The sequence below is a fragment of the Pseudomonas marginalis genome (genome assembly GCF_001645105.1).
GTDB lineage: Bacteria > Pseudomonadota > Gammaproteobacteria > Pseudomonadales > Pseudomonadaceae > Aquipseudomonas > Aquipseudomonas petroselini.
The window spans coordinates 14,087-39,543 of sequence record NZ_LKEG01000053.1; the positions used below are offsets into that span (position 1 = coordinate 14,087).

At 61.5% G+C, this 25,457-nt stretch carries 24 protein-coding genes; 11 read left to right on the forward strand and 13 right to left on the reverse strand.

Going from position 1 to position 25,457, the window contains the following annotated elements; all coding sequences use genetic code 11:
- Nucleotides 1–105 precede the first annotated feature (105 nt).
- The 4 genes from AO064_RS24940 to AO064_RS24955 are packed head-to-tail and all read left to right on the forward strand — an operon-like array spanning nt 106 to nt 2,813.
- The gene (locus tag AO064_RS24940; protein WP_012722569.1) at nt 106–396 is read left to right on the forward strand and encodes a hypothetical protein; all 291 of its coding nucleotides are present in this window, start codon (nt 106–108) and stop codon (nt 394–396) included.
- Complete coding sequence (locus AO064_RS24945) at nt 396–1,256, forward strand: DUF72 domain-containing protein (protein ID WP_012722570.1); 861 nt, start codon at nt 396–398, stop codon at nt 1,254–1,256. Before AO064_RS24940 ends, AO064_RS24945 begins: the two co-directional genes overlap by 1 nt.
- Before the next feature lie 27 nt (nt 1,257–1,283).
- On the forward strand, nt 1,284–2,111 hold the full coding sequence (locus AO064_RS24950) for an isocitrate lyase/PEP mutase family protein (protein ID WP_064054950.1): 828 nt from the start codon (nt 1,284–1,286) through the stop codon (nt 2,109–2,111).
- Nucleotides 2,112–2,114: 3 nt separating this feature from the next.
- Nucleotides 2,115–2,813, forward strand: a complete 699-nt coding sequence (locus AO064_RS24955; protein WP_064054951.1) for an extensin-like domain-containing protein — start codon at nt 2,115–2,117, stop codon at nt 2,811–2,813.
- A 3-nt stretch (nt 2,814–2,816) separates the two neighbouring features.
- Here the strand turns inward: AO064_RS24955 and AO064_RS24960 are convergent, their stop codons facing one another.
- Nucleotides 2,817–3,437, reverse strand: a complete 621-nt coding sequence (locus tag AO064_RS24960; protein WP_064054952.1) for a hypothetical protein — start codon at nt 3,435–3,437, stop codon at nt 2,817–2,819.
- Nucleotides 3,438–3,533: 96 nt separating this feature from the next.
- Here AO064_RS24960 and AO064_RS24965 point away from each other — a divergent pair, with 96 nt between their 5' ends.
- Nucleotides 3,534–4,316, forward strand: a complete 783-nt coding sequence (locus AO064_RS24965) for a class I SAM-dependent methyltransferase (protein WP_012722574.1) — start codon at nt 3,534–3,536, stop codon at nt 4,314–4,316.
- A 145-nt stretch (nt 4,317–4,461) separates the two neighbouring features.
- Here AO064_RS24965 and AO064_RS24970 read toward each other — a convergent pair whose 3' ends face one another.
- Nucleotides 4,462–5,097, reverse strand: a complete 636-nt coding sequence (locus tag AO064_RS24970) for a TetR/AcrR family transcriptional regulator (protein WP_064054953.1) — start codon at nt 5,095–5,097, stop codon at nt 4,462–4,464.
- Between the two features lie 94 nt (nt 5,098–5,191).
- Between AO064_RS24970 and AO064_RS24975 the strand changes: the two genes are divergently transcribed.
- From AO064_RS24975 to AO064_RS30810, 3 genes are all read left to right on the forward strand, one after another.
- Nucleotides 5,192–6,292 (forward strand): efflux RND transporter periplasmic adaptor subunit, encoded by a 1,101-nt coding sequence (locus AO064_RS24975; protein WP_012722576.1) that lies wholly within the window; start codon nt 5,192–5,194, stop codon nt 6,290–6,292.
- A gap of 6 nt (nt 6,293–6,298) precedes the next feature.
- A complete protein-coding gene (locus tag AO064_RS24980) occupies nt 6,299–9,364 on the forward strand; it encodes an efflux RND transporter permease subunit (RefSeq protein ID WP_012722577.1) in 3,066 nt (1,021 codons plus the stop codon).
- 155 nt (nt 9,365–9,519) lie between these two features.
- Entirely contained in the window at nt 9,520–9,732 is a 213-nt protein-coding gene (locus AO064_RS30810; protein ID WP_147469658.1) for a hypothetical protein, read from the forward strand.
- Nucleotides 9,733–9,799: 67 nt separating this feature from the next.
- Here AO064_RS30810 and AO064_RS24985 read toward each other — a convergent pair whose 3' ends face one another.
- Genes AO064_RS24985 through plsB form a run of 3 tightly spaced genes read right to left on the reverse strand, consistent with a single transcriptional unit; the run spans nt 9,800 to nt 13,502 of the window.
- Nucleotides 9,800–10,489 (reverse strand): DUF4197 domain-containing protein, encoded by a 690-nt coding sequence (locus AO064_RS24985; RefSeq protein WP_012722579.1) that lies wholly within the window; start codon nt 10,487–10,489, stop codon nt 9,800–9,802.
- A gap of 40 nt (nt 10,490–10,529) precedes the next feature.
- Nucleotides 10,530–10,931, reverse strand: coding sequence for a YbaY family lipoprotein (locus tag AO064_RS24990; RefSeq protein ID WP_043204895.1), 402 nt, complete (start codon nt 10,929–10,931; stop codon nt 10,530–10,532).
- A gap of 51 nt (nt 10,932–10,982) precedes the next feature.
- Nucleotides 10,983–13,502, reverse strand: a complete 2,520-nt coding sequence (gene plsB, locus AO064_RS24995) for a glycerol-3-phosphate 1-O-acyltransferase PlsB (protein WP_064054954.1) — start codon at nt 13,500–13,502, stop codon at nt 10,983–10,985.
- A 180-nt stretch (nt 13,503–13,682) separates the two neighbouring features.
- Between plsB and AO064_RS25000 the strand changes: the two genes are divergently transcribed.
- Complete coding sequence (locus AO064_RS25000; protein WP_003219353.1) at nt 13,683–13,892, forward strand: cold-shock protein; 210 nt, start codon at nt 13,683–13,685, stop codon at nt 13,890–13,892.
- Between the two features lie 194 nt (nt 13,893–14,086).
- Here AO064_RS25000 and AO064_RS25005 read toward each other — a convergent pair whose 3' ends face one another.
- The 4 genes from AO064_RS25005 to AO064_RS25020 form a co-directional block, all read right to left on the reverse strand.
- The gene (locus AO064_RS25005) at nt 14,087–14,464 is read right to left on the reverse strand and encodes a hypothetical protein (protein WP_012722582.1); all 378 of its coding nucleotides are present in this window, start codon (nt 14,462–14,464) and stop codon (nt 14,087–14,089) included.
- Nucleotides 14,465–14,518: 54 nt separating this feature from the next.
- Nucleotides 14,519–15,328: a putative RNA methyltransferase gene (locus AO064_RS25010; protein WP_064054955.1), complete on the reverse strand. Its 810-nt coding sequence runs from the start codon at nt 15,326–15,328 to the stop codon at nt 14,519–14,521.
- Complete coding sequence (gene dapE / locus AO064_RS25015) at nt 15,328–16,479, reverse strand: succinyl-diaminopimelate desuccinylase (protein ID WP_046036633.1); 1,152 nt, start codon at nt 16,477–16,479, stop codon at nt 15,328–15,330. Before dapE ends, AO064_RS25010 begins: the two co-directional genes overlap by 1 nt.
- A 237-nt stretch (nt 16,480–16,716) precedes the next feature.
- Nucleotides 16,717–19,308 carry a glycosyltransferase gene (locus tag AO064_RS25020; RefSeq protein ID WP_064054956.1) on the reverse strand — a complete coding sequence of 864 codons (2,592 nt, stop codon included), beginning with the start codon at nt 19,306–19,308 and terminating at the stop codon, nt 16,717–16,719.
- 217 nt (nt 19,309–19,525) lie between these two features.
- Between AO064_RS25020 and tcdA the strand changes: the two genes are divergently transcribed.
- A complete protein-coding gene (tcdA, locus tag AO064_RS25025) occupies nt 19,526–20,335 on the forward strand; it encodes a tRNA cyclic N6-threonylcarbamoyladenosine(37) synthase TcdA (RefSeq protein ID WP_046036662.1) in 810 nt (269 codons plus the stop codon).
- Nucleotides 20,336–20,451: 116 nt separating this feature from the next.
- Here tcdA and AO064_RS25030 read toward each other — a convergent pair whose 3' ends face one another.
- The 4 genes from AO064_RS25030 to AO064_RS25045 form a co-directional block, all read right to left on the reverse strand.
- A complete protein-coding gene (locus AO064_RS25030) occupies nt 20,452–20,865 on the reverse strand; it encodes a SufE family protein (protein WP_064054957.1) in 414 nt (137 codons plus the stop codon).
- On the reverse strand, nt 20,862–22,067 hold the full coding sequence (locus AO064_RS25035) for an aminotransferase class V-fold PLP-dependent enzyme (protein WP_064054958.1): 1,206 nt from the start codon (nt 22,065–22,067) through the stop codon (nt 20,862–20,864). Before AO064_RS25035 ends, AO064_RS25030 begins: the two co-directional genes overlap by 4 nt.
- Before the next feature lie 64 nt (nt 22,068–22,131).
- Entirely contained in the window at nt 22,132–23,166 is a 1,035-nt protein-coding gene (gene dapD, locus AO064_RS25040; protein ID WP_012722589.1) for a 2,3,4,5-tetrahydropyridine-2,6-dicarboxylate N-succinyltransferase, read from the reverse strand.
- A 32-nt stretch (nt 23,167–23,198) separates the two neighbouring features.
- Complete coding sequence (locus tag AO064_RS25045) at nt 23,199–23,507, reverse strand: arsenate reductase (RefSeq protein WP_231501198.1); 309 nt, start codon at nt 23,505–23,507, stop codon at nt 23,199–23,201.
- Between the two features lie 266 nt (nt 23,508–23,773).
- On the opposite strand from AO064_RS25045, the gene AO064_RS25050 reads away from it, so the two are divergent.
- Nucleotides 23,774–25,417, forward strand: coding sequence for a Na+/H+ antiporter (locus tag AO064_RS25050; protein WP_064054959.1), 1,644 nt, complete (start codon nt 23,774–23,776; stop codon nt 25,415–25,417).
- Nucleotides 25,418–25,457: the final 40 nt, after the last annotated feature.

The following is a 25,457-nucleotide window of genomic DNA, read 5'->3' on the forward strand; positions in this document are numbered from 1 at the left end:
CCGTTTTAAACCTTTTTCAAATTATGTGTTCTAGTTATCACCAGAGCATTTGCGCGTTACGGATTGCGCCACTAAAATGCCATCACCGATACCGAGTTCGCATCGATGCGTATAGACGGCTTTTCCTCACAGTCCTACCCCATCAAGCGTAAGCCGCGTAAGGCCAACGTCACGGTAGACGAGTCCGTCGAAGATTCACCGGACTTCATCGAAGTCCAGCCCGATGCGCAGTCCAACGCTCAATCACGTATCAGCGGTCTTCCCGCCCGTCAGCAAGACATGGTCTTCCCCCGCTCAATGAGCAGAAGTGTCGCCACCGCCCTGGCCAGCTACCTGACCACCGCCGGCTTTGTCGAATGGGATATGGAAGTGCTGGGCCTCGACATCCACATCTGATGCGTCTGCCTTACTACCTCGGTTGCCCGTCCTGGAGTGAAAACGCTTGGCGCGAGTACCTGTACCCCGCCGATGCCCGTTCCAGCGACTACCTTGCGCTCTACTCCCAGGTTTTCAACGCCGTTGAAGGCAACACCACGTTTTATGCTCGCCCGTCGGCCGCCACCGTGCAACGCTGGGCCGAGATCATGCCCGAGGATTTTCGCTTCACGGCCAAGTTTCCCGGTGATATCAGCCACAGCGGCAACCTGATTGAGCAGCTCCCGGCAGCGGAAAGCTTTGTGGGCTTGATGAGTCCGTTGGGTGAGCGGGTATCGCCGCTGTGGTTGCAGCTGCCCGCGACGTTCACACCGCAGCGTCTGGGGGAATTGGCCGGTTTCATTGATGGCCTGGAGCGGCCAATGGCCGTAGAAGTACGCCATCAGGAATTCTTCGCTAAGGGCGATGCCGAGCGCATGCTCAACCGCTTGTTGCGTGACCGGGGCGTGGAGCGCATCTGCCTGGACCCTCGTGCACTCTTCAGTTGCACGTCGACTTCAGCCGCCGTGCTGCACGCCCAATCGAAAAAGCCCAAGGTGCCACCACGGCCAGCGGCGCTGACGCAGTTCCCCCAAGTGCGTTTTATCGGCCATCCCGAACTCGAAGCCAACGATCCGTTTTTGGTCCCGTGGGTGGAAAAAGTCGCCGGCTGGATCGAAGAAGGCCGTACGCCCTATGTGTTCCTGCACACCTCGGATAACCGTCTCGCCGCGCAGTTGGCCCTGCGTTTCCACGACCAGTTGATGGCGCGCCTACCTGGGCTGCCGCCACTGCCCACGTTGGATCGTACCCCCGAAGTGGAGCAACTGGGGTTACTCTAGGGCTCCTTTTCCCGCCAGGAGCCAGACATGGATGCGCAAACCCTTCGCGCCGAAACCTTCAAGGCCTTGCATGAGCGTGACCGCGCCTTCGTAATGCCTAACCCGTGGGATGCAGGCTCCGCCGTGATGCTGGCCAGCCTGGGTTTTGAAGCGCTGGCCACCACCAGTGCGGGCTACGCGTTCAGCTTGGCGCGCCCGGATGCGGAAGGGGCGCTGTCCCTGGAAGACACGTTGATCAATGCCTGCATGATCGCTAAGGCCACGGCGCTGCCGGTGGCGGCTGACCTCGAAAACGGCTTCAGCGACACCCCCGAAGGTTGCGCCCAGACCATCCTGCGTGCCGCCGCCACGGGGATCGTCGGTGGCTCCATCGAAGATGCCACGGGCGTCGCCGTCGACCCGATCTATCCCTTTGACCTTTCCGTAGAACGTGTGGAAGCGGCCGTTGCCGCCGCCCGTAGCCTGCCATTCCCCTTCACCCTGACGGCCCGTGCGGAAAACCTCCTGCACGGCCGCCTGGATCTGCCCGACACCATCCGCCGCCTGCAGGCCTACGCCGAGGCCGGTGCCGACGTGCTGTATGCGCCGGCCTTGCGCAGTGCCGAGGAAGTGCTGGCGGTGGTCAAGGCGGTGGCGCCCAAGCCGGTGAATGTGTTGATGTCCGGCGGCTTGAGCCTGAGCGTTGCGCAGCTCAGCGAGATGGGCGTGCGACGGATCAGCGTCGGCTCGGCCCTGGCGTTGGCGGCCTACGGTGAGTTCTATCGTGCAGCCCAGGAAGTGTATGAGCTGGGCACATTCACCTTTACCGAGCGCAAGATGCCGTTCAGCCAGGCCAACCAGTTCTTCAAGGACTAAGCCGTGCGTTTTTTCAACGTGATGGGCTTGCTGCTGATCCTGGCGGGCGCCGTTGCCGTGGGCGTCTGGCGTGGCTGGGTGCCAATACCGGCCGATTGGAACCCCTGGGCACCGCTGGACGTACGTGCCAGCCCCAACCTGCTGACCCGTTACAAGCTGGGGCGCCTGCAGGATGACCCGGCGCTGTGCGATCAAGTGCTGGAAACCTCGGGCCTGCGCGTCAGCCATCAGGCGGACTCGCCCGCCGATGCCGCTTGCCCCTTGCGTAATAGCTTGCGCGTCCAGGGCGCAGCGGTCGGGCTGAGCAGCAGCTTCCTCGCCAGTTGCCCACTGGCGGTGGCCTTCGCCCTGTTCGAGCGGCACAGCCTGCAACCGGCGGCCCAGGCGGTATTCGGTCAGGCGGTGACACGGGTCGATCACCTGGGCAGCTTTGCCTGCCGCAATATGTATAACCGTGCCGAGGGGCGACTGAGCCAGCATGCGTCGGCCAATGCGCTGGACATTGCCGGCTTTCGTCTGGCGGATGGGCGCAGTATCAGCGTGCTCAAGGATTGGCCGGGGGAGGGCGATAATGCGCGGTTCTTGCGCCAGGTACGCGATAGCGCCTGTGATGATTTCAATGTGGTGCTGAGCCCGGACTACAACGCCGCGCACCGCAACCATTTCCATCTGGATATGGGGCGTTGGTGGGTGTGTCGCTGAGTGTCAGGCGGCCAGGCGCAGGTTGTGGGTGACCAGCGGGCGTGCCCAGTAGTAATCGAAGTCCAGGGCTTTCTGTTGCGCGACCAGTTCTTCGGTCGGGTACGGCGTGGCGGCCGGTGGCAGCAGGTCCAACTCGAATTCGGCGATGGGCAGTTGCAGTGGGCGTGGCTCCGGTGCCGGGCCTGGCTCCGGCAGCGCTTGGCCAGCGGTTAGTACGATTGGGCGGACCCAACCGCTTTCGAAGTTCTGCTGGCGTTGCTGGGCGACGATTTCTTCTTCCGGGAACGGTGTGGCGGCGGGGGGCAGCAAGTCGGTCTCGAACTCGGCGATCGGCAGGAACAGCGGCTCCGGCGGCGCGATTTCGGTGTCTTTCACGTCACACCCACGCTGCGTGAGGATCTGCGACAACAGGTCGGCGCCAGCACTCGGTTCTACCGCGGGGTCTGCCGGCGCAGACGCCTGCACCGCGAGCGCGTCCGGCGTATCGCCAAGCTGCTCGGCCAATGCCCGGGCGAAGAAGTCCTGCCACACATGGCTCACCCCGGCCAGCGCTTGGGTATTGCGCAGGCCGTAGTGGTTGTGGGTCGGCAGTACACCGATGGTTAGGGGAAGAATGTCTGACATTTTTCTCGGTCGACGCTCAGCTCTGGCAAAATACCTGACTGTTGTTTTTATCGGCCGGTAGTTGCCGATCCTTAATATTTTTGAGCGTAGCGATTGATGAGCGAACAACCAGCGGCCAGCCGCATCCAGGTCGAGGCCTTGGGCGACGGTTTCAAGGCCCGTGCCGAGCAGTGGGCGTCACTGTTGGGGCTGCCGTTGCAGCTGGCGGATGCGGACTTTTCCCTGCAGGTCGGCGAACATGGCCTGCAGTTGCAACAGCTTGGGCCTGACGCGCCTGGGCCGGTGCGGGTGGACTTTGTCGAAGGCGGAGCGGCGCATCGGCGCCTGTACGGTGGTGGCAGCGGGCAGATGATCGCCAAGGCCGTGGGCATTGCCCAAGGCGTGCGTCCACGGGTGCTGGACGCCACGGCCGGCCTGGGCAAGGACGCGTTCGTGCTGGCCAGCCTGGGCTGCGAGATGAGTTTGATCGAGCGCCAGCCGCTGATCGGCGCGTTGCTTGAAGATGGGTTGGCGCGTGGCGCGGATGATTTTGAGGTGGCGCCGATCGTGGCGCGCATGCAGTTGCTCAAGGGCAACTCCATCGACGTGATGCGCAATTGGGAAGGTGAGCCGCCCCAGGTGATCTACCTTGACCCGATGTTCCCGCACCGTGAGAAAACTGCGCTGGTGAAGAAGGAGATGCGCCTGTTCCGGCCGTTGGTGGGGGATGATCCGGACGCCCCGGCGCTGTTGGCTGCCGCGTTGGCCCTGGCCAGCCACCGTGTGGTGGTCAAGCGCCCGCGCAAAGCGCCGTGCATTGACGGGCCCAAGCCAAGTCATGCGCTGGATGGCAAGTCCAGTCGGTATGACATCTACCCGAAGAAAGCGCTCAAGCCTTGACCTCTCTGGGTACGGCACTGGACCTGTGGCGAGGGAGCTTGCTCCCGCCGGCGGCCAGACAGCCTGCCGCTATCTAACTGTAACCCCACGATCTAAGTGTGGGGGCTGGCTTGCCAGCGATGAGGCCCGTCCATGCAACGAGGCTTTAAGGCCTGTACGCCCGCATAAACAACCCCACCACCTCCTGTACATGTTCTTCGGCGGCTTCTTCGCTCAGTTGCCCGCCGCAGCCATACAGCAAGCAAAAGTTCGCCGTGCCTTTGAGCAGGCAGAAGAAGTGCTCGGCTGCGGTAAACGGTTTGTCGATGCTCAGCGCGCCGCTCTGGTCGATCTTGCTCAGCAAGCGCTCCATGCCTTGCAACATGCGCATGGGGCCGGCCTCGAAGAAGATCTGTGAGAGTTTCACGTCTTGATTGCCGGTGGTCATCATCAGGCGATGCAGGTTGACCGACTCTTCGCTGTTGATCAGGCGATGGAACCCTCGCGCGATGTTCAGCAACACAGTCTCTACGGGCACACCCACGGGCAGCTCGAAGTACATCACCGGCAGTTGTTCTTCGCACTTGGCCACTACGGCGGCGGTGAATAACGTCTCTTTATCGTTGAAATGGCTGTAGACGGTCAGTTTCGACACGCCCGCTTCCAGTGCCACGGCATCCATGCTGGTACTGGCGTAGCCATTGCTCAAAAACAGGATTTTCGCGGCTTCAAGGATTGACTGGCGTTTTGCCATGTCCTTGGGACGCCCGGGGCTATTGGTGTTTACAGGATTGTCGGACATTTTCACCTTTAATACTGGACTGGTGAGTTTGGTATTAATAACATACCCGCCAGTATAATTATTCCTAGCTCCATTAGCGAAAAGGTCCTACAGCATGCGCAGCATTTTCCTGCCCTTTGCGTTGCCTGCCAGTCTGGTCCTCCTATTGGCCGCCTGTGGCCATGAAGAAGCGACCCAGACCACCATCCGACCGGCCATGGTGGTGCAGCCACAGCCTTCTGCGCAGTCGATGGACAGCTACCCCGGCGAAGTGCGCGCACGCTATGAGCCGGACCTGGCGTTTCGCATTGGCGGCAAAGTCAGTAAGCGGCTGGTGGAGGAGGGCGAACGGGTCAAGGCCAACCAGGCGCTGGCGGAGCTCGACCCTCAGGACGTGCGCCTGCAACTCGAAGCGACCCGTGCCCAAGTCGCCGCCGCCGAGGCCAACCTGAGCCTGGTGCGTGCCGAGCGCGATCGCTACAAGACCCTGATGGACCGTCAGATGGTCAGCCGTTCCCAGTACGACAATTCTGAAAACCTCTATAGATCCGGTGAAGCACGCCTCAAGCAGATCAAGGCCGAGTTTGACGTGGCCAGCAACCAGGCTGGCTACGCCGTGCTGCGCGCACCCCAGGACGGTGTGGTAGCCAAGCGCGCGGTCGAAGTCGGCCAGGTGGTGTCTGCCGGCCAGACGGTGTTCACCCTGGCCACCGATGGCGAGCGCGAAGTGCTGATCAGCCTGCCCGAGCAAGGTTTTGGTCGCTTCAAGATCGGCCAGCCGGTGTCGGTCGAGCTGTGGAGCCAGCCCGACCAGCGCTTCAGCGGGCGTATTCGCGAGCTGTCACCGGCGGCCGATCCGAAGTCGCGCACATTCGCGGCCCGCGTGGCGTTCACCGGCGGCAAGGTGCCGGCGGAACTGGGCCAGAGCGCCCGCGTATTCATACAGGCTGACGGCATTATTCCGTTGTCGGTGCCGCTCTCTGCCCTCAGTGCGGAGAACGGTGCGTCCTACGTCTGGCGCGTACAGCCCGACAACACCCTCAAACGCGTGCCGGTCCGTATTGGCGCCTTTGGTGAAAAAACCGTCCCGGTACTGGAAGGCTTGAGCCCGACCGATTGGGTCATTGCCGCCGGTGTGCATGTGCTCCACGAAGGCCAGCAAGTGCGCCCGGTGGATCGCGCCAACCGTGTGGTGAATCTGGCGGCCAAGGAGTAGTCCCCGATGGGTTTCAATCTTTCCGAATGGGCGTTGCGTAATCGCCAGATCGTACTGTTCCTGATGATTCTGCTGGCAGTGGTCGGTACTTTGTCCTACTCCAAGTTGGGGCAAAGCGAAGACCCGCCGTTCACCTTCAAGGCCATGGTGATCAAGACCAATTGGCCCGGCGCTACAGCCCAGGAAGTCTCGCGGCAAGTCACCGAGCGTATTGAAAAGAAACTGATGGAGACCGGTGAGTACGAGCGCATCGTCTCTTTCTCGCGCCCCGGTGAATCCCAGGTGACCTTTATAGCGCGCGATTCCCTGCATTCGGCGCAGATCCCCGAGCTGTGGTACCAGGTGCGCAAGAAGATCAGCGACATCCGCCAGACGTTGCCGCCGGACATCCAGGGGCCGTTTTTCAATGATGAATTCGGCACCACCTTCGGCAACATCTACGCGCTGACCGGCGATGGCTTTGATTACGCCGTGCTCAAGGACTACGCCGACCGTATCCAGATTCAACTGCAGCGGGTGCCGGATGTGGGCAAGGTCGAGTTGCTCGGCCTGCAGGATGAGAAGATCTGGATCGAACTGTCCAACCTCAAGCTCGCCACCCTCGGTTTACCCCTGGCGGCGGTGCAGCAGGCTTTGCAGGAACAGAATGCGGTCTCGACGGCGGGTTTCTTTGAAACCCCGAGCGAGCGTGTGCAACTTCGGGTATCGGGCAATTTCAAGACCGTTGAAGAGATCCGCAGCTTTCCGATTCGCGTGGGTGACCGCACCTTCCGTATCGGCGATGTGGCCGACATCCACCGTGGCTTCAACGACCCACCGGCCCCGCGCATGCGCTACATGGGCGAAGACGCCATCGGCCTGGCCGTCGCCATGCGTGACGGCGGCGATATCCTGGTCTTGGGCAAAGCCTTGGAAGTCGAATTCGCACGCTTGCAGAAGAACCTTCCTGCGGGCATGGAGCTGCGCAAGGTCTCGGATCAGCCGGCGGCAGTGAAAACCAGCGTCGGTGAATTTGTGCAGGTACTGGCCGAAGCGCTGGCCATTGTGTTGCTGGTGAGTTTCTTCTCCCTCGGCGTGCGCACCGGCATGGTGGTAGCCCTGGCGATTCCTCTGGTGCTGGCGATGACCTTTGCCACCATGTATTACCTCGGGATCGGCCTGCACAAGATTTCCCTCGGCGCCCTGGTGTTGGCGTTAGGCCTGCTGGTGGACGATGCCATCATTGCAGTGGAAATGATGGCGATCAAAATGGAGCAGGGTTACGACCGACTCAAAGCCGCGAGTTTCGCCTGGACCAGCACGGCGTTCCCGATGCTCACCGGTACATTGATCACCGCCGCCGGATTCCTGCCGATTGCCACTGCGCAATCGAGCACCGGTGAATACACGCGTTCGATCTTCCAGGTAGTAACCATCGCGTTGTTGGCCTCGTGGGTCGCCGCCGTGGTGTTTGTGCCTTATCTGGGGGAAAAACTCCTGCCGGACCTGGCGAAAATTCATGCGGCCAAGCACGGCACTGATGGCCCTGATCCCTACGGAACACCGTTCTATCAACGTGTAAGACGCTGGGTGGAGTGGTGCGTACGGCGACGCAAAACCGTAATCGTCCTGACGCTGCTGCTGTTTATCGGCTCGGTCGCGCTGTTTCGTTTTGTGCCACAGCAGTTCTTCCCGGCTTCCGGCCGCCTGGAGTTGATGGTCGACCTGAAGCTGGCCGAGGGCGCCTCCCTGAGCAATACCGCCGACCAGGTCAAGCGCCTGGAAGCCTTGCTCAAGGATCACGCCGGTATCGATAACTACGTGGCCTACGTCGGCACAGGCTCGCCGCGTTTCTACCTGCCGCTGGATCAACAGCTGCCGGCCACCAGCTTCGCCCAGTTTGTGGTATTGGCCAAAACCATCGAGGAGCGCGAAACCCTGCGCACCTGGTTGATCGAAACGCTCAACGAACAATTCCCTGACCTGCGTTCACGCGTCACACGTCTGGAAAACGGCCCACCTGTAGGCTATCCAGTGCAGTTTCGCGTGACCGGCGAACATATCGAAGAGGTCCGCGCCCTCGCACGTAAGGTTGCGGCCAAGGTTCGCGAAAATACCCATGTGGTCAACGTGCACCTGGACTGGGAAGAACCGAGCAAGATCGTCTACCTCAACATCGACCAGGACCGCGCCCGTGCCCTCGGTGTGAGCACCGCCAACCTGTCGAAATTCCTGCAGAGTTCGTTGACCGGTTCCACCGTCAGCCAATACCGCGAGGACAACGAGTTGATCGAAATCCTCTTGCGCGGCACCGTGCACGAGCGCACTGAACTGTCGCTGCTGCCAAGCCTGGCCGTGCCTACCGACAATGGTAAAAGCGTAGCGCTGTCGCAGATCGCCACCCTCGAATACGGCTTCGAAGAGGGCGTCATCTGGCACCGCAACCGCTTGCCCACCGTGACGGTTCGCGCGGATATCTATGGCAAGGAACAACCGGCGACGTTAGTCCAACAGATCCTGCCGACCCTCGAAGGCGTACGCGCCGAGCTACCGGATGGCTACTTGCTGGATGTCGGCGGTACGGTCGAGGACTCTGCCCGTGGCCAGAATTCGGTCAAGGCCGGTGTGCCCTTGTTCATTGTGGTGGTGCTGACCCTGCTGATGCTGCAACTGCGCAGTTTCTCGCGCACCGCCATGGTGTTTCTGACTGCACCGCTGGGGCTGATCGGTGTGACATTGTTCCTGCTGGTATTCCGTCAACCTTTCGGCTTCGTGGCCATGCTGGGAACCATCGCACTGTCGGGGATGATCATGCGTAACTCGGTGATCCTGGTTGACCAGATCGAACAGGACATCAAGGCGGGACTGGCACCCTGGCAGGCGATTATTGAAGCCACCGTCCGACGTTTCCGCCCGATTGTGCTGACAGCCCTGGCGGCCGTGCTGGCGATGATTCCGTTGTCGCGCAGCGTGTTTTTCGGGCCAATGGCCGTGGCGATCATGGGCGGGTTGATTGTGGCCACGGCGTTGACGCTGTTGTTTTTGCCGGCGTTGTACGCGGCATGGTTCCGGGTCAAACCGCAGGTCGTGTAAAACCTTGTCGTAGGGATATTCACAAAGGTATTACGGAGCCAGGAACGTTTATTCGGCGAGGGGCCACTCATGAATTACCTGATTGCCAGGTCTTTTGCCGCCAGGGTTTTATCCTTGTCGGCGGAAGCATAAATCTGATGATTCAAGGAGTATTTATGAAAATAGGTATTAATTTTAATGCTTGGAAGTCCGGCTGCGGCAGCAACTCCTGTGCGCCTGCCAAGCCTAAACCCCCTTGCTCCAAACCCCCTTCCTGCAATAAGCCTGAAGACCCTTGCAAGCCCAAGAGCGGCGCGGCAATAGGCTTCGGTGTCATGCCCTTGGGCATGATCGCCTTCGGTGGTCTTGGTATAGGGAAGTTCTTCTAATTACGCCAGAACTGCTTGAATCCGGGCAGGTGAGCCTCCCCCACCTGTCCGGGCTCAGAGCGCGAGCTTACAGGGCGCCGAAGACTTTCTTCGCCAGGCTGGTCGCGGCAGCCGCTGGGTTCTCACGGATGGTTTCTTCCTGCTTCGCAATCATCTTGAACAACCCGTCCAGCGCCTGCTCGGTCACGTAGTTTTCGACGTTGGCGCTCTTGGCATCCACCGCACCAAAGGCTGCGGCTTTACCGGCCAGGGCATTGTACTGCTGAGCCACGCCGACCTTGTCGGTAGCGGCCTTGACGATCGGCAGGAACTTGGCGCGGATGGCCTCGCGACTGCTTTTGTTCAGGTACTGGGTGGCGGAATCCTGGCCGCCGCTGAGGATGCCCTTGGCGTCAGTCACACTCATGTTCTTGACGGCGTTGACCAGGATCGGCTGGGCCTGGGTCACGGCGGTTTCGGCGGCCTTGTTCATGCTGGTTTCGAGCTGAGTGACCTGGTCACCCATGCCGAACATTTTCAGTTTGTCGGCCACTTTGCCCAGCTTGCCAGGCAGGCCGATCTTCACTTCCGGGTTGTTGCTGAAACCGCCGGGTACGCCTAGTTGCTTCACGGCGATCTGCGCGCCTTGGGTCAGGGCGTCCTTGAGGCCGCCGCTGGCGTCACCCTGGGACAGGCTGCTCAAGTCCAGGGCCATGGCGTTGGCACCGAGCAACAAACCAGCACACAGGGCAGTAAAGCGAAGGGAGTTACGGAGCATGGGCGCTTCCTTTTGATAGGGCTTATGTTCTAGAGACGACTCAGTGGGCTACAGCGTCGACGCGCAGGCGCAGGGGGTGTGGGTCCTGGCCATTGAGCTGCACGGAGTACCGTTCGGTGGTGATAAACAGTAGCTTGCCATCCAGTTCGATGCGAGCGCTCACCGAATAACTGTGGCCGGGTTTGACTTGCGCGGGGTCGTAGCTCAGGTGGAAGGGCAGCGGCACTTGGCCTTTGACCGGGCCTTTCTGCTCGGCGAGGGTCACGGCGGGTGCATCCGCCAGGGACACGTCTTGCAGGCTGACGCTCAAGGTCGCGGCCGGCGGCAGGGCGATACGTTGCAGGTAGAAGACTTCGCCGTCGAGGCTGGCCTTGGGCGCGGGCGTCATGGATTGGCAGGCTCCGAGCAGGGCGGTAAGGCCCAGGAGGATGATCTTTTTCAAGGTGCAGCTCCTTTTCAACGGCGCCGGATTCCATCCGGCGCCTGCTTAAATCTAGCGGCTTTCTTCAGGTTTTGGCGGTTGCGGTTCGACCGAGGCTTCGGCGGCCCCATCCACGCGATGCAAGGCGACCTGACGGATCGACAGGCGAATCTCCGCCGGTAACACGCGCTTGGCCGCGCCTTCGGCCAGTTCGCCGAGCAGGTCGTGGTAGCTCAACTTACCGGCTTCGTCGCGGCGCAGCACATCTTGCTCCAGTAAGGTCTGGATGAAATGTCGGAAAAGGCTCTTGTCGAAGAATTCCGGGGCGTTGAGGCCATGCAGGATCGACAGGCGTTGGGCCATGATCGTGCACAGGTCTTCCAGTTCTTCGGCGCTGATGCTGTTCTGGCCGCTGTTGAGCAGCAGCGAAATCGCCATGTAGAAGCGTTGCAGGGTCTGGGCGACAGTCTTGGACAGCAGCGTCAGCAGCACAAAGTGCCGCGAGCTCGGCGCCGGGCGCAGGTACACGTTGTTCTCGAAACGCAGCAGGCCTTGCTCGACAAAGGCCTCCAGCCATTGGTCGACCACGGTATCCAGCTCGTCCAGCGACCAGCGGATAAACAGCTCCGATTGCAGGTACGGGTACAGCGCGTGGGTATAGCGCAGGATCTGATCGCGGCTCATCCGCGAGCTGCTTTGGAAGAAACTGGCCAGCAGCGCCGGCAGCGCAAAAATGTGCAGCACGTTGTTACGGTAGTAGGTCATGAGGACGGCATTCTGCTCGTCCAGGTACAAAATCTTACCCAGCGCATCACTCTGTTCCGACAGCAGGTCCATGTCCTTGACGTGCTTGATCAGCGCCAGGCCATCGCCCTCGGGCAAGGTGGTGTGGGGCGAGTAGGGCACGCGGCGCAGGAGCGCCAGGTACAAATCCAACTGGCGCGCCATGGCTTGTTCGTCGAGGGCCAGGCGCGTGGTGGACAGCAATGCCAGCGCCACCAGGTTCACCGGGTTCACTGCCGCAGCTTCGTTCAAGTGGCGCGCCACCTGTTCGCCGAGGCGGTTGGTGGTTTCATTCAGCCAGGCGGGTTTGTAGTTCGGGCCCAGCTCCTGGGAGCGCCAGTCCGGTTGCTCGGCGTCGAGGAATTCAGCCAGCTTGATCGGCTCGCCGAAATTGACGGCGACCTGGCCGAAGCGCTGCTTGAGCGCACCAACCACTTTGAAAATATCGAAGATCGACTCTTTCTTCTTGCTCGCGCCACGTAGCTCGCCCAGGTAGGTGCGGCCTTCGAGTACGCGCTCGTAGCCGATGTACACCGGCACAAACACGATGGGCATGCGCGAAGAGCGCAGGAAACTGCGCAGTGTAATCGCCAGCATCCCGGTCTTCGGCTGCAGCATGCGCCCGGTGCGTGAGCGTCCGCCTTCGACGAAGTACTCCACCGGGAAGCCTTTGGTGAACAAGGTATGCAGGTACTCGTTGAACACCGAGGTGTACAGCGGGTTGCCCTTGAAGGTGCGGCGCATGAAAAACGCACCGCCACGGCGCAGCAGGCTGCCGATCACCGGCATGTTCAGGTTGATCCCGGCGGCGATGTGCGGTGGGGTCAGGCCATTCTTGAACAGCAAATACGAGAGCAACAGGTAATCGATATGGCTGCGGTGGCAGGGCACGTAGATCACCTCGTAGCCCTGGGCAACCTTTTGCACACCCTCGATGTTATTGACCTTGATGCCGTCGTAGATCTTGTTCCAGAACCAGCTCAGCACCACTTCGAGGAAGCGGATCGCCGTGTAGGTGTAGTCCGAGGCGATTTCGTTGCCGTAGCGCAGGGCCTGGGCCTTGGCTTTTTCCGGGGTGATCTTTTCCCGTTCGGCTTCGTCGGCAATCGCCTGGCGCACCAGCGGCATGTTGACCAGGCCCTTCACCAGGTTGCGCCGGTGTGACAAGTCGGGGCCGATCACGGCGGTCTTCAGGTTACGAAAGTGCACACGCAAGATGCGCTGGGCCATGCGCACGGTGCGTTCGTGCCCTTTATTGTGCTCGATCAATTCACGCAGGTTGATAGGCGCGGAGAATTGCACGCGGGTCTTGCGGCCCAGGATCAGGATGCTCAACAGGCGGCGTAGACGCCCGGTGACCGCCCAGCTGTCGGCAAACAGCAGCTTCCACGGGCTGGACTCGCTCTCCGGCGACTGCCCCCAGAACACGCTGACCGGAATGATTTGTGCATTCTCTTCGGCGTGCTCGCTGAGGGTATTGACCAGGCGGGTCAGGGTCGGTGGTGCGCCGCGCTTGTCCTGGCGTCCGAGCCAGTCCGGTTCCGGCGTGAGGTAGAAGAACGCCGCCGGTTCCATCAACGGGCCGACCGATACCGGCAGCACCGGGCGCGGCAGGCCGGCCTTGGTGCACTCGGCATCGACCACGGCCAATTCGCTGAGGGAGGGCGATTGCAGGACGTAGAACACCGGCCGGCTGCGGTCCAGGCTAAGGGTTAAGGACGACTGGTTGATCGTCTCTGAGCGAACCCAGAGGTACAACAGTCGGCGCAAGGTGCCAAACACTAGACGGCGGAACGGAGAGCGGGTCATAGGCGTGCTGCTTCAAGTGGAAAAAACCGAGCAGGCGCTCGGGCGGGTAGTGTGCCGTATTCACCGAAAATCGGCAAAAAAGCAGCGATGTAAACTTGAGTTGAACGTTTTTGAGCCTGTCTTATACTCGGCAGTTCAACGCGACCGACTCAACAATAACAATCAGGTGGGAGTGAACAGATGGCAACGCGCGAAACCGGTAATGTGAAGTGGTTCAATGACGCAAAGGGCTATGGCTTTATCCAGCGTGAAGACGGCAAGGATGTGTTTGTGCACTACCGCGCCATTCGCGGTGAGGGCCATCGTTCCCTGGCCGAGGGCCAGCAGGTGGAGTACGCCGTGGTGACTGGCGAGAAGGGGTTGCAGGCGGAGGATGTGGTGGGGCTGTAAGCCCACCGCTGTACAGATGTGGCGAGGGGCTTGCTGTGGTGAGCGGGCTTGCCCCGCGCTGGGCTGCGAAGCGGCCCTAAAACATTACGCCGCGGAGTGCGTGACACGACGCGGCGTTCTTGTTGGGGCTGCTACGCAGCCCAGCGCGGGGCAAGCCCGCTCACCACACAAGCACTTCCCACCTATTTTCAGGATTATGCGGTTTTCCAGGTGATCTGCTCTTCACCGTCTTCACTGATGCGAATCCAGGTGTCAGCGCTTTCTTCACCTTCTTCCTCAACCCAGGTGCCCGGTGCGCAACGCACTTCGACGTTCAGCGCGGCAAAGGCTGCGCGGGCACAGGCGATGTCGTCGTCCCACGGCGTCTGGTCGCTTTCCAGGTACAGGCTGTTCCATTTGCCTACAGCTTTCGGCAGCCAGGTAACGGGTACGTTGCCAGCCTTGCACTTGTAGGTCTGGCCCTTCTGGACCCAGTCGGTGCAGGGGCCCAGGGCGGCGCCGAGCCAGGCCGCGATGGCCTTGTAGTCGACGTCGGCGTCCTTCAGGTAAATCTCTATATCGGGTTGGCGCATGGATGTTCCTCGTTGCGGGATTCGAAAATCCATTCGCGGATACTGGAAAGTCTGTTATTGAAGCACGAAATAGTCGTAGCGCATCGATACCGTGACCAGCAGCGGCTCGGCCGCCTCGATCACGTCGGCGCGGCGCTCGGCACTGGCGCGCCAGCCGTGGGGTGTCATCGCCAGCAGGTTGGCACGGTCCTGGGGTTCGGCCAGGCTCAGGGCGAATTCCAGTGTTTCGCTGTGCGCCAGGCTCATGCCGTCCGGCACCAGGGCCAGGTGCTTGTCGTCGGTGTATTCGCGCACTTCGTCGTACAAAAGCTCGCGCAGTTCCATCAGGTGGCCGGCGGTAGGGCCGACCTTCATCAAGCCGCCGCCGGGGCTGAGCAGGCGCTTGGCCTCTTCCCAATCCAATGGGCTGAAAACGCTGGCGAGAAACTGGCAACTGCCTGAGGCCAACGGCACACGGGCCATGCTGGCGATCAACCAAGTCAGCGCCGGGTTGCGCTTGCAAGCGCGTTTGACCGCTTCCTTGGAGATATCCAGCGCGTAGCCATCGGCGTGGGGCAGGGCTTCGGCGATTTGCGCGGTGTAGTAACCCTCGCCACAACCGATGTCCACCCAGCGCTGCGGCGCGCGTTCGGCGGCCAGTTCAGCCAGGCGCTTGGCCACCGGGGCGTAGTGCCCGGCGTTGAGAAAGTCGCGGCGCGCCTCGACCATGGCCAGGTTATCGCCGGGGTCGCGGCTGTTCTTGTGTTGTACCGGCAACAGGTTCAGGTAACCCTGGCGCGCGCGGTCGAAACGGTGTCCGGCCGGGCACGCCACGCCATTGTCCACCGCGTTGAGCGGCGCGCTGCAAATGGGGCAGGCCAGCATCAGGCGAGCAACTTGATCAGGGTCTGGTAGTAGATTTCGGTCAGCACATCGAGATCGCTGGCCAGGATGCGCTCATTGACCTGATGGATCGTTGCGTTGACCGGGCCCAGCTCGACCACCTGGGTGCCGAGGGTCGCGATGAAACGTCCATCGGAGGTACCGCCGCTGGTGGACGCCTGGGTCTCACGCCCGGTGATCGCCTTGATGCTCGCCGAGACCGCATCCAGCAACGCGCCCGGTTCGGTGAGGAAGGGCAGGCCCGACAACGCCCACTCCACGTGCCAATCCAGGCCATGTTTGTCGAGAATCTCGGCCACCCGTTGTTGCAAGCCTTCAACGGTGGATTCGGTGGAAAAGCGGAAGTTGAACACCGCTGTCAGGTCGCCGGGGATCACGTTGGTCGCGCCGGTGCCGGAATTGAGGTTGGAGATCTGGAAACTGGTGGGCGGGAAGAAGCTATTGCCGTCATCCCAATGCTCGGCAGCCAGTTCCGCCAGGGCCGGTGCAGCCAAGTGGATCGGGTTCTTCGCCAGGTGCGGGTACGCCACGTGGCCCTGTACACCGCGTACGGTCAGGGTCGCGCCGAGGGAACCACGACGGCCGTTCTTGACCACATCGCCCACCAGGGTGGTGCTTGACGGCTCGCCGACGATGCACCAGTCCAGACGCTCCTTGCGTGCGGCCAGGCGTTCGATCACGGCTTTGGTGCCGTGGTGCGCCGGGCCTTCTTCATCGCTGGTGATCAGGAAGGCGACCGAGCCCTTGTGGTCCGGGTAGTCGCTGACAAAGCGCTCGGCCGCCACCAGCATCGCCGCCAGGCTGCCTTTCATGTCCGCCGCGCCACGCCCGCAGAGCATGCCGTTTTCGTCGATCAACGCGTCGAACGGGTCGTTCTGCCAGGCTTGCACCGGGCCGGTCGGCACCACGTCGGTGTGGCCGGCGAAGCACAGCACCGGACCTTCATGCTTGCCATGGGTGGCCCAGAAGTTGTCCACGTCTTCGATGCGCATCGGCTCGAGCGCAAAACCGGCGTCGCCCAGGCGCTGCATCATCAGCTTCTGGCAATCGGCGTCGATCGGCGTCACTGAGGGGCGACGGATCAGGTCGATAGCGAGTTGAAGGGTCGGCGAAAGGTCGGCATGGGCCGTCATGGAAAACTCCGGAAGCATGTGATGGGCGCAGGACGTAAGGGGCGTAGATTCAGTGTGGGAGGGGGCTTGCCCTCGATGGCTGAGTGTCAGTCACTGCATCTGTTGACTGGGCCACTGCCATCGGGGGCAAGCCCCCTCCCACACAAAGCATTGGCCTGGGCCAAGACTCATAAAACGGCCGTTATCTTATAGCAAAACGGCGGCCAGAGGCCGCCGTTTAGTGCATTGCGCAAGTTTTTACTCAGCGGTTGCCAGCTCGACCTTCGGCGCCGGTTTCGGCAGCGACGACAGGAAAGCCATGACCAGCGCCGCCACATACGGCAGCGACTGGACCAGCAGCATCACCACCCAGAAGCGGATGTCATTGCTGGGCAGGCCCTGCACCAGGTAGATCCCCAGCGCCGCGCCCCACAACAGCAGCATGATGAACATTTCTTCGCGGGCTTCGGAAATCGCGACCCAGAAGCCGTGGTTATCCGCGTTTTTCGGTGTACGAAAGAACGGGATGCTGGTGGTGAAGAAGCCATATAGCACCGCTTTGGCGATGGTGTGGGACAACGCCAGACCGGCCAGGGCTGCGCAGAAGGCATCCTTCAAGTTCACGCCTACCGCACGGCGGTAGAGGAAGATGATTTTGCCGACCTTGAACACAAAAAGCGCCAATGGCGGAATCGCGAAAATCAGCAACGGCGGGTCCACCCGCGTCGGCACGATGATCATCGCCGCCGACCACAACAGGGCGCCCACGGTGAAGAAGATGTTCATGCCGTCCGCCACCCACGGCAACCAGCCCGCGAGGAAGTGGTAGCGCTGGCCACGGGTCAGCTCGGTGCCCTTGCCACGCAACAGGCTCGCGGTGTGACGCTTGATGATCTGGATCGCCCCGTAGGCCCAGCGGAAACGCTGTTTCTTGAAGTCGATAAAGGTATCCGGCATCAGGCCCTTGCCGTAGCTGTCGTGGTAATACGCCGCCGACAGGCCTTTCTCGAACACGCGTAGGCCCAGTTCGGCATCTTCGCAGATGCACCAGTCGGCCCAGCCCAGTTCTTCGAGCACCGAGCGACGGGTCATGGTCATGGTGCCGTGCTGGATGATCGCGTCACGGTCGTTGCGCGTCACCATGCCGATATGGAAGAAGCCTTTGTATTCCGCGTAGCAGAGCTTCTTGAAGGTGCTTTCGTTCTGGTCGCGGTAATCCTGCGGCGACTGCACCACGGCGATTTTCGGGTCGGCGAAGTGCGGCACCATGTGTTTGAGCCAGTTCGGCGACACGCAGTAATCCGAGTCGATCACCGCGATCACTTCGGCGTCCTTGGCGGTGTGTGGGATCAGGTAGTTCAGTGCACCACCCTTGAAACCCGCCAGCGGCGCGACGTGGAAGAACTTGAAGCGCGGGCCGAGGGTTTCGCAGTAGTCGCGTACCGGCTCCCACACGGCCGGGTCCTTGGTGTTGTTGTCGATGATCAGGACTTCGTAATCCGGGTAATCGAGGGCGGCCAAGGCGTCGAGGGTCTGTTTGACCATCTCCGGCGGCTCGTTGTAGCACGGCACATGGATCGACACTTTCGGGCGGTAGTCCGAATCGCCCTCCACGGGTAGGAATTCACGCCGGCGCTTGTGGGTCCATACCGCTTCCGCCAGTTCGTGGGCTTCGGTCAGCAACACGATAAACACGCCGAGGGCGCCAAGGGCCAGGAGGATCCCCACGGTGACACTGAACCAGGTGCTGTATTGCTGGCTGTAGTCGTAGCCGATCCACACCAGCACCGAACCGCAGAGAAACGCGATAAAGGTCAGGAAGGTGCGGCCACGCTGGCGCAGGGATGAGCCATCGATCATCAGCAGCGTCAGGGACAGCAGCGCGAGCACCACCGAACCGATGGCCAGCACGCGCCATTGCGGAATCGCCACCACCGGCCCGTCAAAGTTGAATTTCTGCTGGCGCGCAGCGTTGTATACACCCCAGTAAGCGCCAGCCGAGCCTTCGTCACTGACTTTCCACGGCTGATCGAACGCCTCGATCACGAAGTAGTTGAAACCCTGGCGATTGAGCTTGTTCACCAGTGTGCGCAGATAAATCGCCTGGTCGGCAGGCGACGTTTCATTGCCACCGCGCATGCGGCCATTACTCGGCCAGCCCACTTCCGACAGCAGCAACGGCTTTTTCGGGAACAGTTTCTTCAGGTCCCTGGCGCGGTCGAGTACGTACTGGCCGGCCTTGTCCATCGGAATGTATTCCCAGAACGGCAGGATGTGCGCGGCGATCAGGTCGACGTGCTTGGCCAGTTGCGGGTTCTTTTCCCAGATGTGCCATTGCTCGGACGTCGTCACCGGCACTTTCACGGCGGCGCGGACCCTGTCGAGCAGCACAATCAGCGCTTCGGGGGTGATTTCCTCACGGAACAGGGCTTCGTTACCGACCACTACCCGCACCACACTGCGCGAGCTGTTGGCGATTTCGATGGCGCGCTGGATTTCTCGCTCGTTGCGCTCAAGATCCGGGCTGATCCAGATCCCCAGCGTCACACGCAGGCCGAACTCCTCGGCCAGCTTGGGGATATCCCCCAGCGTGCCGTCGACCGAGTAGGTACGGATGTTGTCCGTCAGCTTGCTCATGATCTCGAGGTCGCGACGCATCTGGTCGTCGGTCGGGTACTGGTCTTTCTGTGGGTACTGGCCTTGCTGGAACGGCGAGTAGGAAAAACCGGAGATCTGTTCAGGCCAGTTGGGGGCAGCGACCGGGCGGTTGATCAGCGCCCAGAAACCGCTGAATAGCGCGGCAATTGCCAGCACTATCACTAGGTTGAGTCCAAATTTACGCGATGCCATGGCTATTTCGGGTTCCAAAGGGTGTGGAACGAAAAGAGGTGTCGGCCTACGCCGAACGGCGCGCATCCTACACCGGCCCTTCCCTGACCGTACAGCAAGCCGAGAAAAACCGGACATTGGGCAGCGAAAGTACATCTAAGTTCTTTACTTGTAACTTGTAGCTTAAAACTTGCCGCTGCGTAGCCCATAATGCGCGCCGGTTTTTGGGGTAATGGTCATGAGTACAGAAGATCCGCGGTTTGCAGGCGTCGCCCGCTTGTATGGCATTGAAGGCTTGGAACGCTTGAAAGCGGCCCATGTGGCGATTGTCGGCGTCGGCGGCGTGGGCTCGTGGGCGGCGGAAGCCATGGCCCGTTGCGGGGTGGGCGAGATTTCGCTGTTTGACCTGGATGACGTCTGCGTCAGCAACAGCAACCGCCAGTTGCACGCGCTGGACAGCACCGTCGGTAAACCCAAGGTCGAAGTGATGGCTGAGCGCCTGCGCGCGATCAACCCGGATTGCACGGTGCATGCGGTGGCGGACTTCGTGACCCGCGACACTATGGCCGAGTACATCACCCCCAACATCGACTGCGTGATCGACTGCATCGACGCGGTCAACGCCAAGGCGGCACTGATCGCCTGGTGCAAGCGCCGCAAGATCCAGATCATCACCACCGGCGGCGCGGGCGGGCAGATCGACCCGACGCTGATCCAGGTCTGCGACCTGAACCGTACCTTCAACGACCCGCTGGCGTCGAAAGTGCGCTCCACTTTGCGCCGCGACTATGGTTTCTCCCGCACCGTGACCCGCCATTACAGCGTGCCGTGCGTGTTTTCCACCGAACAACTGCGCTATCCCAAGCCGGATGGCAGCATTTGTTTGCAGAAGAGTTTCGTCGGGGACGGGGTGAAGCTGGACTGCGCCGGTGGGTTTGGCGCGGTGATGATGGTGACCGCCACGTTCGGCATGGTGGCGGCGACCAAGGCGGTGGACAAGATTGTTGCCGGAGTGCGCCGGCCGTCGGAGCGGGTCAAGCCCACTTAAATCTCGGAACCCTACACAATTCAAATGTGGGAGGGGGCTTGCCCCCGATAGCGGTGGATCAGCCAACTTGTTCAGTGACTGACACCCTGCAATCGGGGGCAAGCCCCCTCCCACATTTAGCTCTGTGTATGGCTGAGTTCGCGCATGCGTTGCAGGACCGCGTTGAGGCCATTGCTGCGCGAGGGTGAGAGTTGACGGGAAAGCCCCAATTGATTGAACCAGTCGGGCAGATCCACGGCCAGTAGCTCGGCAGCAGAAAGCCCATTGACCCGCGCCAGCAGCAATGCGACCAACCCGCGAATCATCCGTGCATCGCTGCTCGCAGCAAACCGCCAGCGACCGTCCTCCAAACGTCCCACCAACCACACCAGGCTTTCACAGCCCTGCACCAGGTTGGCCTCGGTCTTATCTTCATCCGCCAATGCTGGCAGCCGCTCGCCCCATTGCATCAGCATCCGCGCGCGCTGCTCCCAACTGCCCACGGCCTGAAAAGCCTCCAGCGCGGCAACGGCCTCTACCGGCAGGCTCATCGCAACATCTCCAGCGCCTGGTCCAGCGCCTCAAAGAAGCGTTCCAGGTCATCCGAATCGTTATACAGCGCCAGGGACACACGGATCGCCCCCGATAAGTGCATCGCCTTGAGCAGCGGCATGGCGCAGTGATGACCGGCGCGTACGGCAATGCCTTGCTCGGTGAGCAGGTGCGCGAGGTCCGCGTTGTGCACGCCATCGACGACAAAACTGACCAGCGCGACCTGCGGTGACCCCAGCACGCGCACGCCATTGCGCGCTTTGAGGCCACGCAACAGGTAGTCATGCAGCGCCGCTTCATGGGCGACGATCGCGGGCTGGTCCAGCGAACCCAGGTAATCCAGGCTGGCGCCCAGGCCGATCACACTGGCAATCGGCGGGGTGCCCGCCTCGAAACCCAACGGTGCCGGGCGGAAGCTGGCGCTGTGGTAGTCCGCCTGTTGCACCATCTCGCCGCCAAACTGCCAGTGGCGCAGGTGATGCAAGGCTTCGTTGCGCCCGAACAGCACGCCGACGCCATCTGGGCCATACAGCTTATGGCTGGAAAACACATAGAAATCGCAGCCCAAAGCCTGCACGTCGTGACGGCCATGGACGATGCCCTGGGCGCCATCGACCACCGTCAGGGTGCCGTGTGGCTGGGCGAGCGCCAGCAGGGCCTCCAGCGGCTGCCAGGCGCCGAGCACGTTGGACAACTGGCTCACCGCCAGCAGGCGTGTGCGTGGGCCGATCAGCTCGGCGGCGGCCGGCAGGTCGATCACGCCATCATCGTTCAGCGGCAGCACCACCAGCGTGGCGGCGCGACGTTTGGCCAGTTGCTGCCAGGGCAGCAGGTTGGCGTGGTGTTCCAGGGCACTGATGACAATCTCATCGCCCGCATTGAATAAGTGCTCTAGGCCATAGGCCAAGAGGTTCAGCGCTGAGGTCGCGCCGTGGGTGAACACGATCTGCCCGCTGTCGCCTGCATTCAACCACTGCGCGACCTTGCTGCGACTGTCTTCGAAGGCTTGCGTCGCATGGGCGCCTGGCAAATGCTGGGCACGGTGCACATTGGCTGCGCCATTGGCGTAGTAATGGCTGATGGCATCCAACAGGGCCTGGGGTTTTTGCGTGGTGGCGGCGTTGTCCAGGTAAGTCTGGTCTTGCCGTTGCAGCGTGGCGATGGCCGGGAAATCGGCGCGCCAGGGGGAGGGCACTAGCATGGTGTTCAAGACTCGTATAAGCGAGCCCCAGGGGCGGGGCCCGCTAGTGGCATCGAGTGGCTGCTTAGTTGTGAGCGTGCAGCGCTTCGTTCAGTTCGATGGCCGATTTGTGGGTTTTGCACTCCACCGCACCGGTCTCCGAGTTGCGGCGGAACAGCAGGTCCGGCTGGCCGGCCAGCTCACGTGCCTTGACCACTTTGACCAGTTGGTTTTGTTCGTCCAGCAGCGCAACCTTCGTGCCGGCAGTGACGTACAAGCCCGACTCCACGGTGTTGCGGTCGCCCAACGGGATACCGATACCGGCGTTGGCGCCGATCAGGCAGCCTTCGCCCACCTTGATCACGATGTTGCCGCCGCCCGACAGGGTGCCCATGGTGGAGCAACCGCCGCCCAGGTCCGAGCCCTTGCCGACGAACACGCCCGCCGATACACGGCCTTCGATCATGCCCGGACCTTCGGTGCCGGCGTTGAAGTTGACGAAGCCTTCGTGCATCACGGTGGTGCCTTCGCCCACGTAGGCGCCCAGGCGGATACGCGCGGCGTCAGCGATACGTACGCCGCTTGGCACGACGTAGTCGGTCATTTTCGGGAACTTGTCCACCGAGAACACTTCCAGCAGCTCGCCGCGCAGGCGGGCTTCCAGCTGGCGCTCGGCCAATTCCGCGATGTCGATCGCGCCCTGGCTGGTCCAGGCCACGTTCGGCAACTGCGGGAACACACCGGCCAGGCTCAGACCGTGCGGCTTGACCAGGCGGTGGGACAGCAGGTGCAGCTTGAGGTAGGCCTCGGGGGTGGAGGTCAGTGCCGCGTCTTCGGCCAGCACGGTGGCGACCAGCGGGGTGTGGCTTTCAGCCAGGCGGCTCAGCAGCGCGGCTTGGGTGGCATCAACACCTTTGAGCGCGTCTGCCAATTGCAGGGCCTGGGTGACGGTGAACGTAATCGCCTGGTTGCCTTCGCTGTAACCGAGGATCGGTGCGATGGCGGCGACAATTTCAGCCGATGGGTTGAGCAACGGTTGTGCGTAAAACACTTCCAGCCAAGCACCTTGGCGGTTCTGAGTGCCGACGCCGAAGCCCAGGCTGAACAGGGAATTGGACATGCTGTTACCTCTACAAAATGGAAAGGGCTGGCCTACTTGAGGGCCGCCGAATAACTATCTGGCTTGAAGCCAATCAGGGTTCTGTCACCGAGATCGAGCACTGGGCGCTTGATCATCGAGGGTTGCGCGAGCATCAATTCAATGGCTTTCGACTGATCGAGATCGGCTTTGCGTTCGTCTTCGAGTTTGCGAAAGGTGGTGCCCGCACGGTTCAAAACCACCTGCCAACCGTGCTCGTTGCACCATTGGGTCAAGTGTTCGCGGTCGATACCGGCCGTTTTGTAGTCGTGAAACTCATAGTTGACGCCGTGCTCATCGAGCCAGGTACGCGCCTTTTTCATGGTGTCGCAGGCTTTGATGCCGAAAAGGTGCAACGTTTTGCTTGAAGCGGTCAAGGAATTGCCCCCCTTTGGGCTGCTTAAAACGAAAGATCACGGATTATGCCACGACCAGCGGGTTTGGGTGCCGCTCGTCAGCGCTGTGCGACTTTTGTGCAAAAGCCACTGCGCGGCATAGCCGCTAACATAGCCGGGTAATATGGCACTTCAACGGCCACTTGTTGCCTGATGTGTGTCGTTGCAAGTCGATTGTCCGGGAAACCTGTTTTATGCAAACCGCCTACACCGTTCTTATCCTGCTGATGCTGGTCAGCGTTTCGCGTCTGGTCGGGCGTATCATCCCTCTGCCGTTACCGCTGGTGCAAATTGCCGCCGGTGCCCTGCTGGCCTGGCCGACGCTAGGGTTGCATGTGGCGTTGGACCCGGAGCTGTTCCTGTTTCTGTTCCTGCCGCCTCTGCTGTTTTCTGATGGCTGGCGCATGCCCAAGCGCGAGTTATGGCGCCTGCGCGGGCCGATCCTGACGCTAGCGGTGGGGTTGGTGCTGTTTACGGTGGTCGGTGCCGGCTACTTCATTCACTGGCTATTGCCTGCGATCCCGTTGCCGGTGGCCTTCGCCCTGGCGGCCGTGTTGTCGCCGACGGACGCCGTGGCGGTGTCGGCCATTGCCCAGAACCGCTTGCCGACGCCGTTGATGCATATGCTCCAAGGCGAGGCGCTGATGAACGATGCCTCGGGCCTGGTGACCTTCAAGTTCGCCCTGGCGGCCGCGCTGACCGGGGTGTTTTCCCTGGCCGATGCGAGCCTGACCTTTGTCCTGGTGGCGGTCGGCGGCCTGGCGGTCGGTGTGGCGCTCAGCTGGCTGGTCGGCCGTCTGCGCGCCTGGATGATTGCGCGGGGTTGGGATGATCCGGCCACCCACGTGGTCTTCATGTTGCTGCTGCCGTTTGCGGCCTATGTGCTGGCCGAACGCCTGGGCGCATCGGGCATACTGTCGGCGGTGGCGGCAGGCATGATGCAAAGCTGGCTCGACCTGCTGCCACGCCAGACCAGTACGCGCTTGCTCAATCGCAGCGTGTGGTCGTTGCTGGAGTTTGCCTTCAACGGCCTGATTTTCCTGCTGCTGGGCCTGCAACTGCCGGACATCATCAAGGCCGTCGTCAGTCATGAGCCGACGCTGTGGCCCACGCTGTTTTATCGCTGCCTGGATGTGATCGCGATCTTCCTGGTGCTGGTGGTGCTGCGGTTTATCTGGGTGCAGAGCATCTGGCGGCTGTCGGGTTTACTGCGGCGGTTACGTGGGAAAAGCGAGCTGACCCTGGTGCCCACAGCCCGTTCCTGCTGGCTGTTGACGGTGGGGGGTGTGCGCGGTGCGGTCACTCTGGCCGGTGTGATGTCGGTGCCCTTGCTGCTGGCGCCGGGCCAGGATTTCCCCGAGCGTGACCTGCTGATCTTCATCGCCGCGGGGGTGATCCTCCTGTCGTTGATCGCCGCTTGCATCGCGTTGCCGCTATTGTTGCGCGGCATTGAGAAAAGCCCGGATGAGAAGCGTCATAACGAAGTCCGCGAAGCCTGGAAGAAAACAGCCGTTGCCGCGATTCATGCCCTAGAGGCCGAGGAGCCCGTTGAAACGGAAACCCAGGACGCTGCCCAAGCCGCACTCGCCGCCGAGTTGAAGGCACGGTTGATGTCGGAGTATCGCCATCAACTGGACGTGTTCAACGACTCGGCGGAAGCCCAGGCGCTGGCGCGGCAAATGGATCTGCTTGAACGAAAGCTGCGTCTCAAGGCGCTGCGGGCGCAGCGGTTGGAGTTATATAGCTTGAGCCGTCATCACCAGATTGGTGATGACGTCTTGAGGGAGGTATTGGCGGAGTTGGATATGAGTGAGGCGAATCTGGGACACATTAAGTAAGGTCTGTTTGTACCTGGCGGCGCTGGACTCTCCATCTATC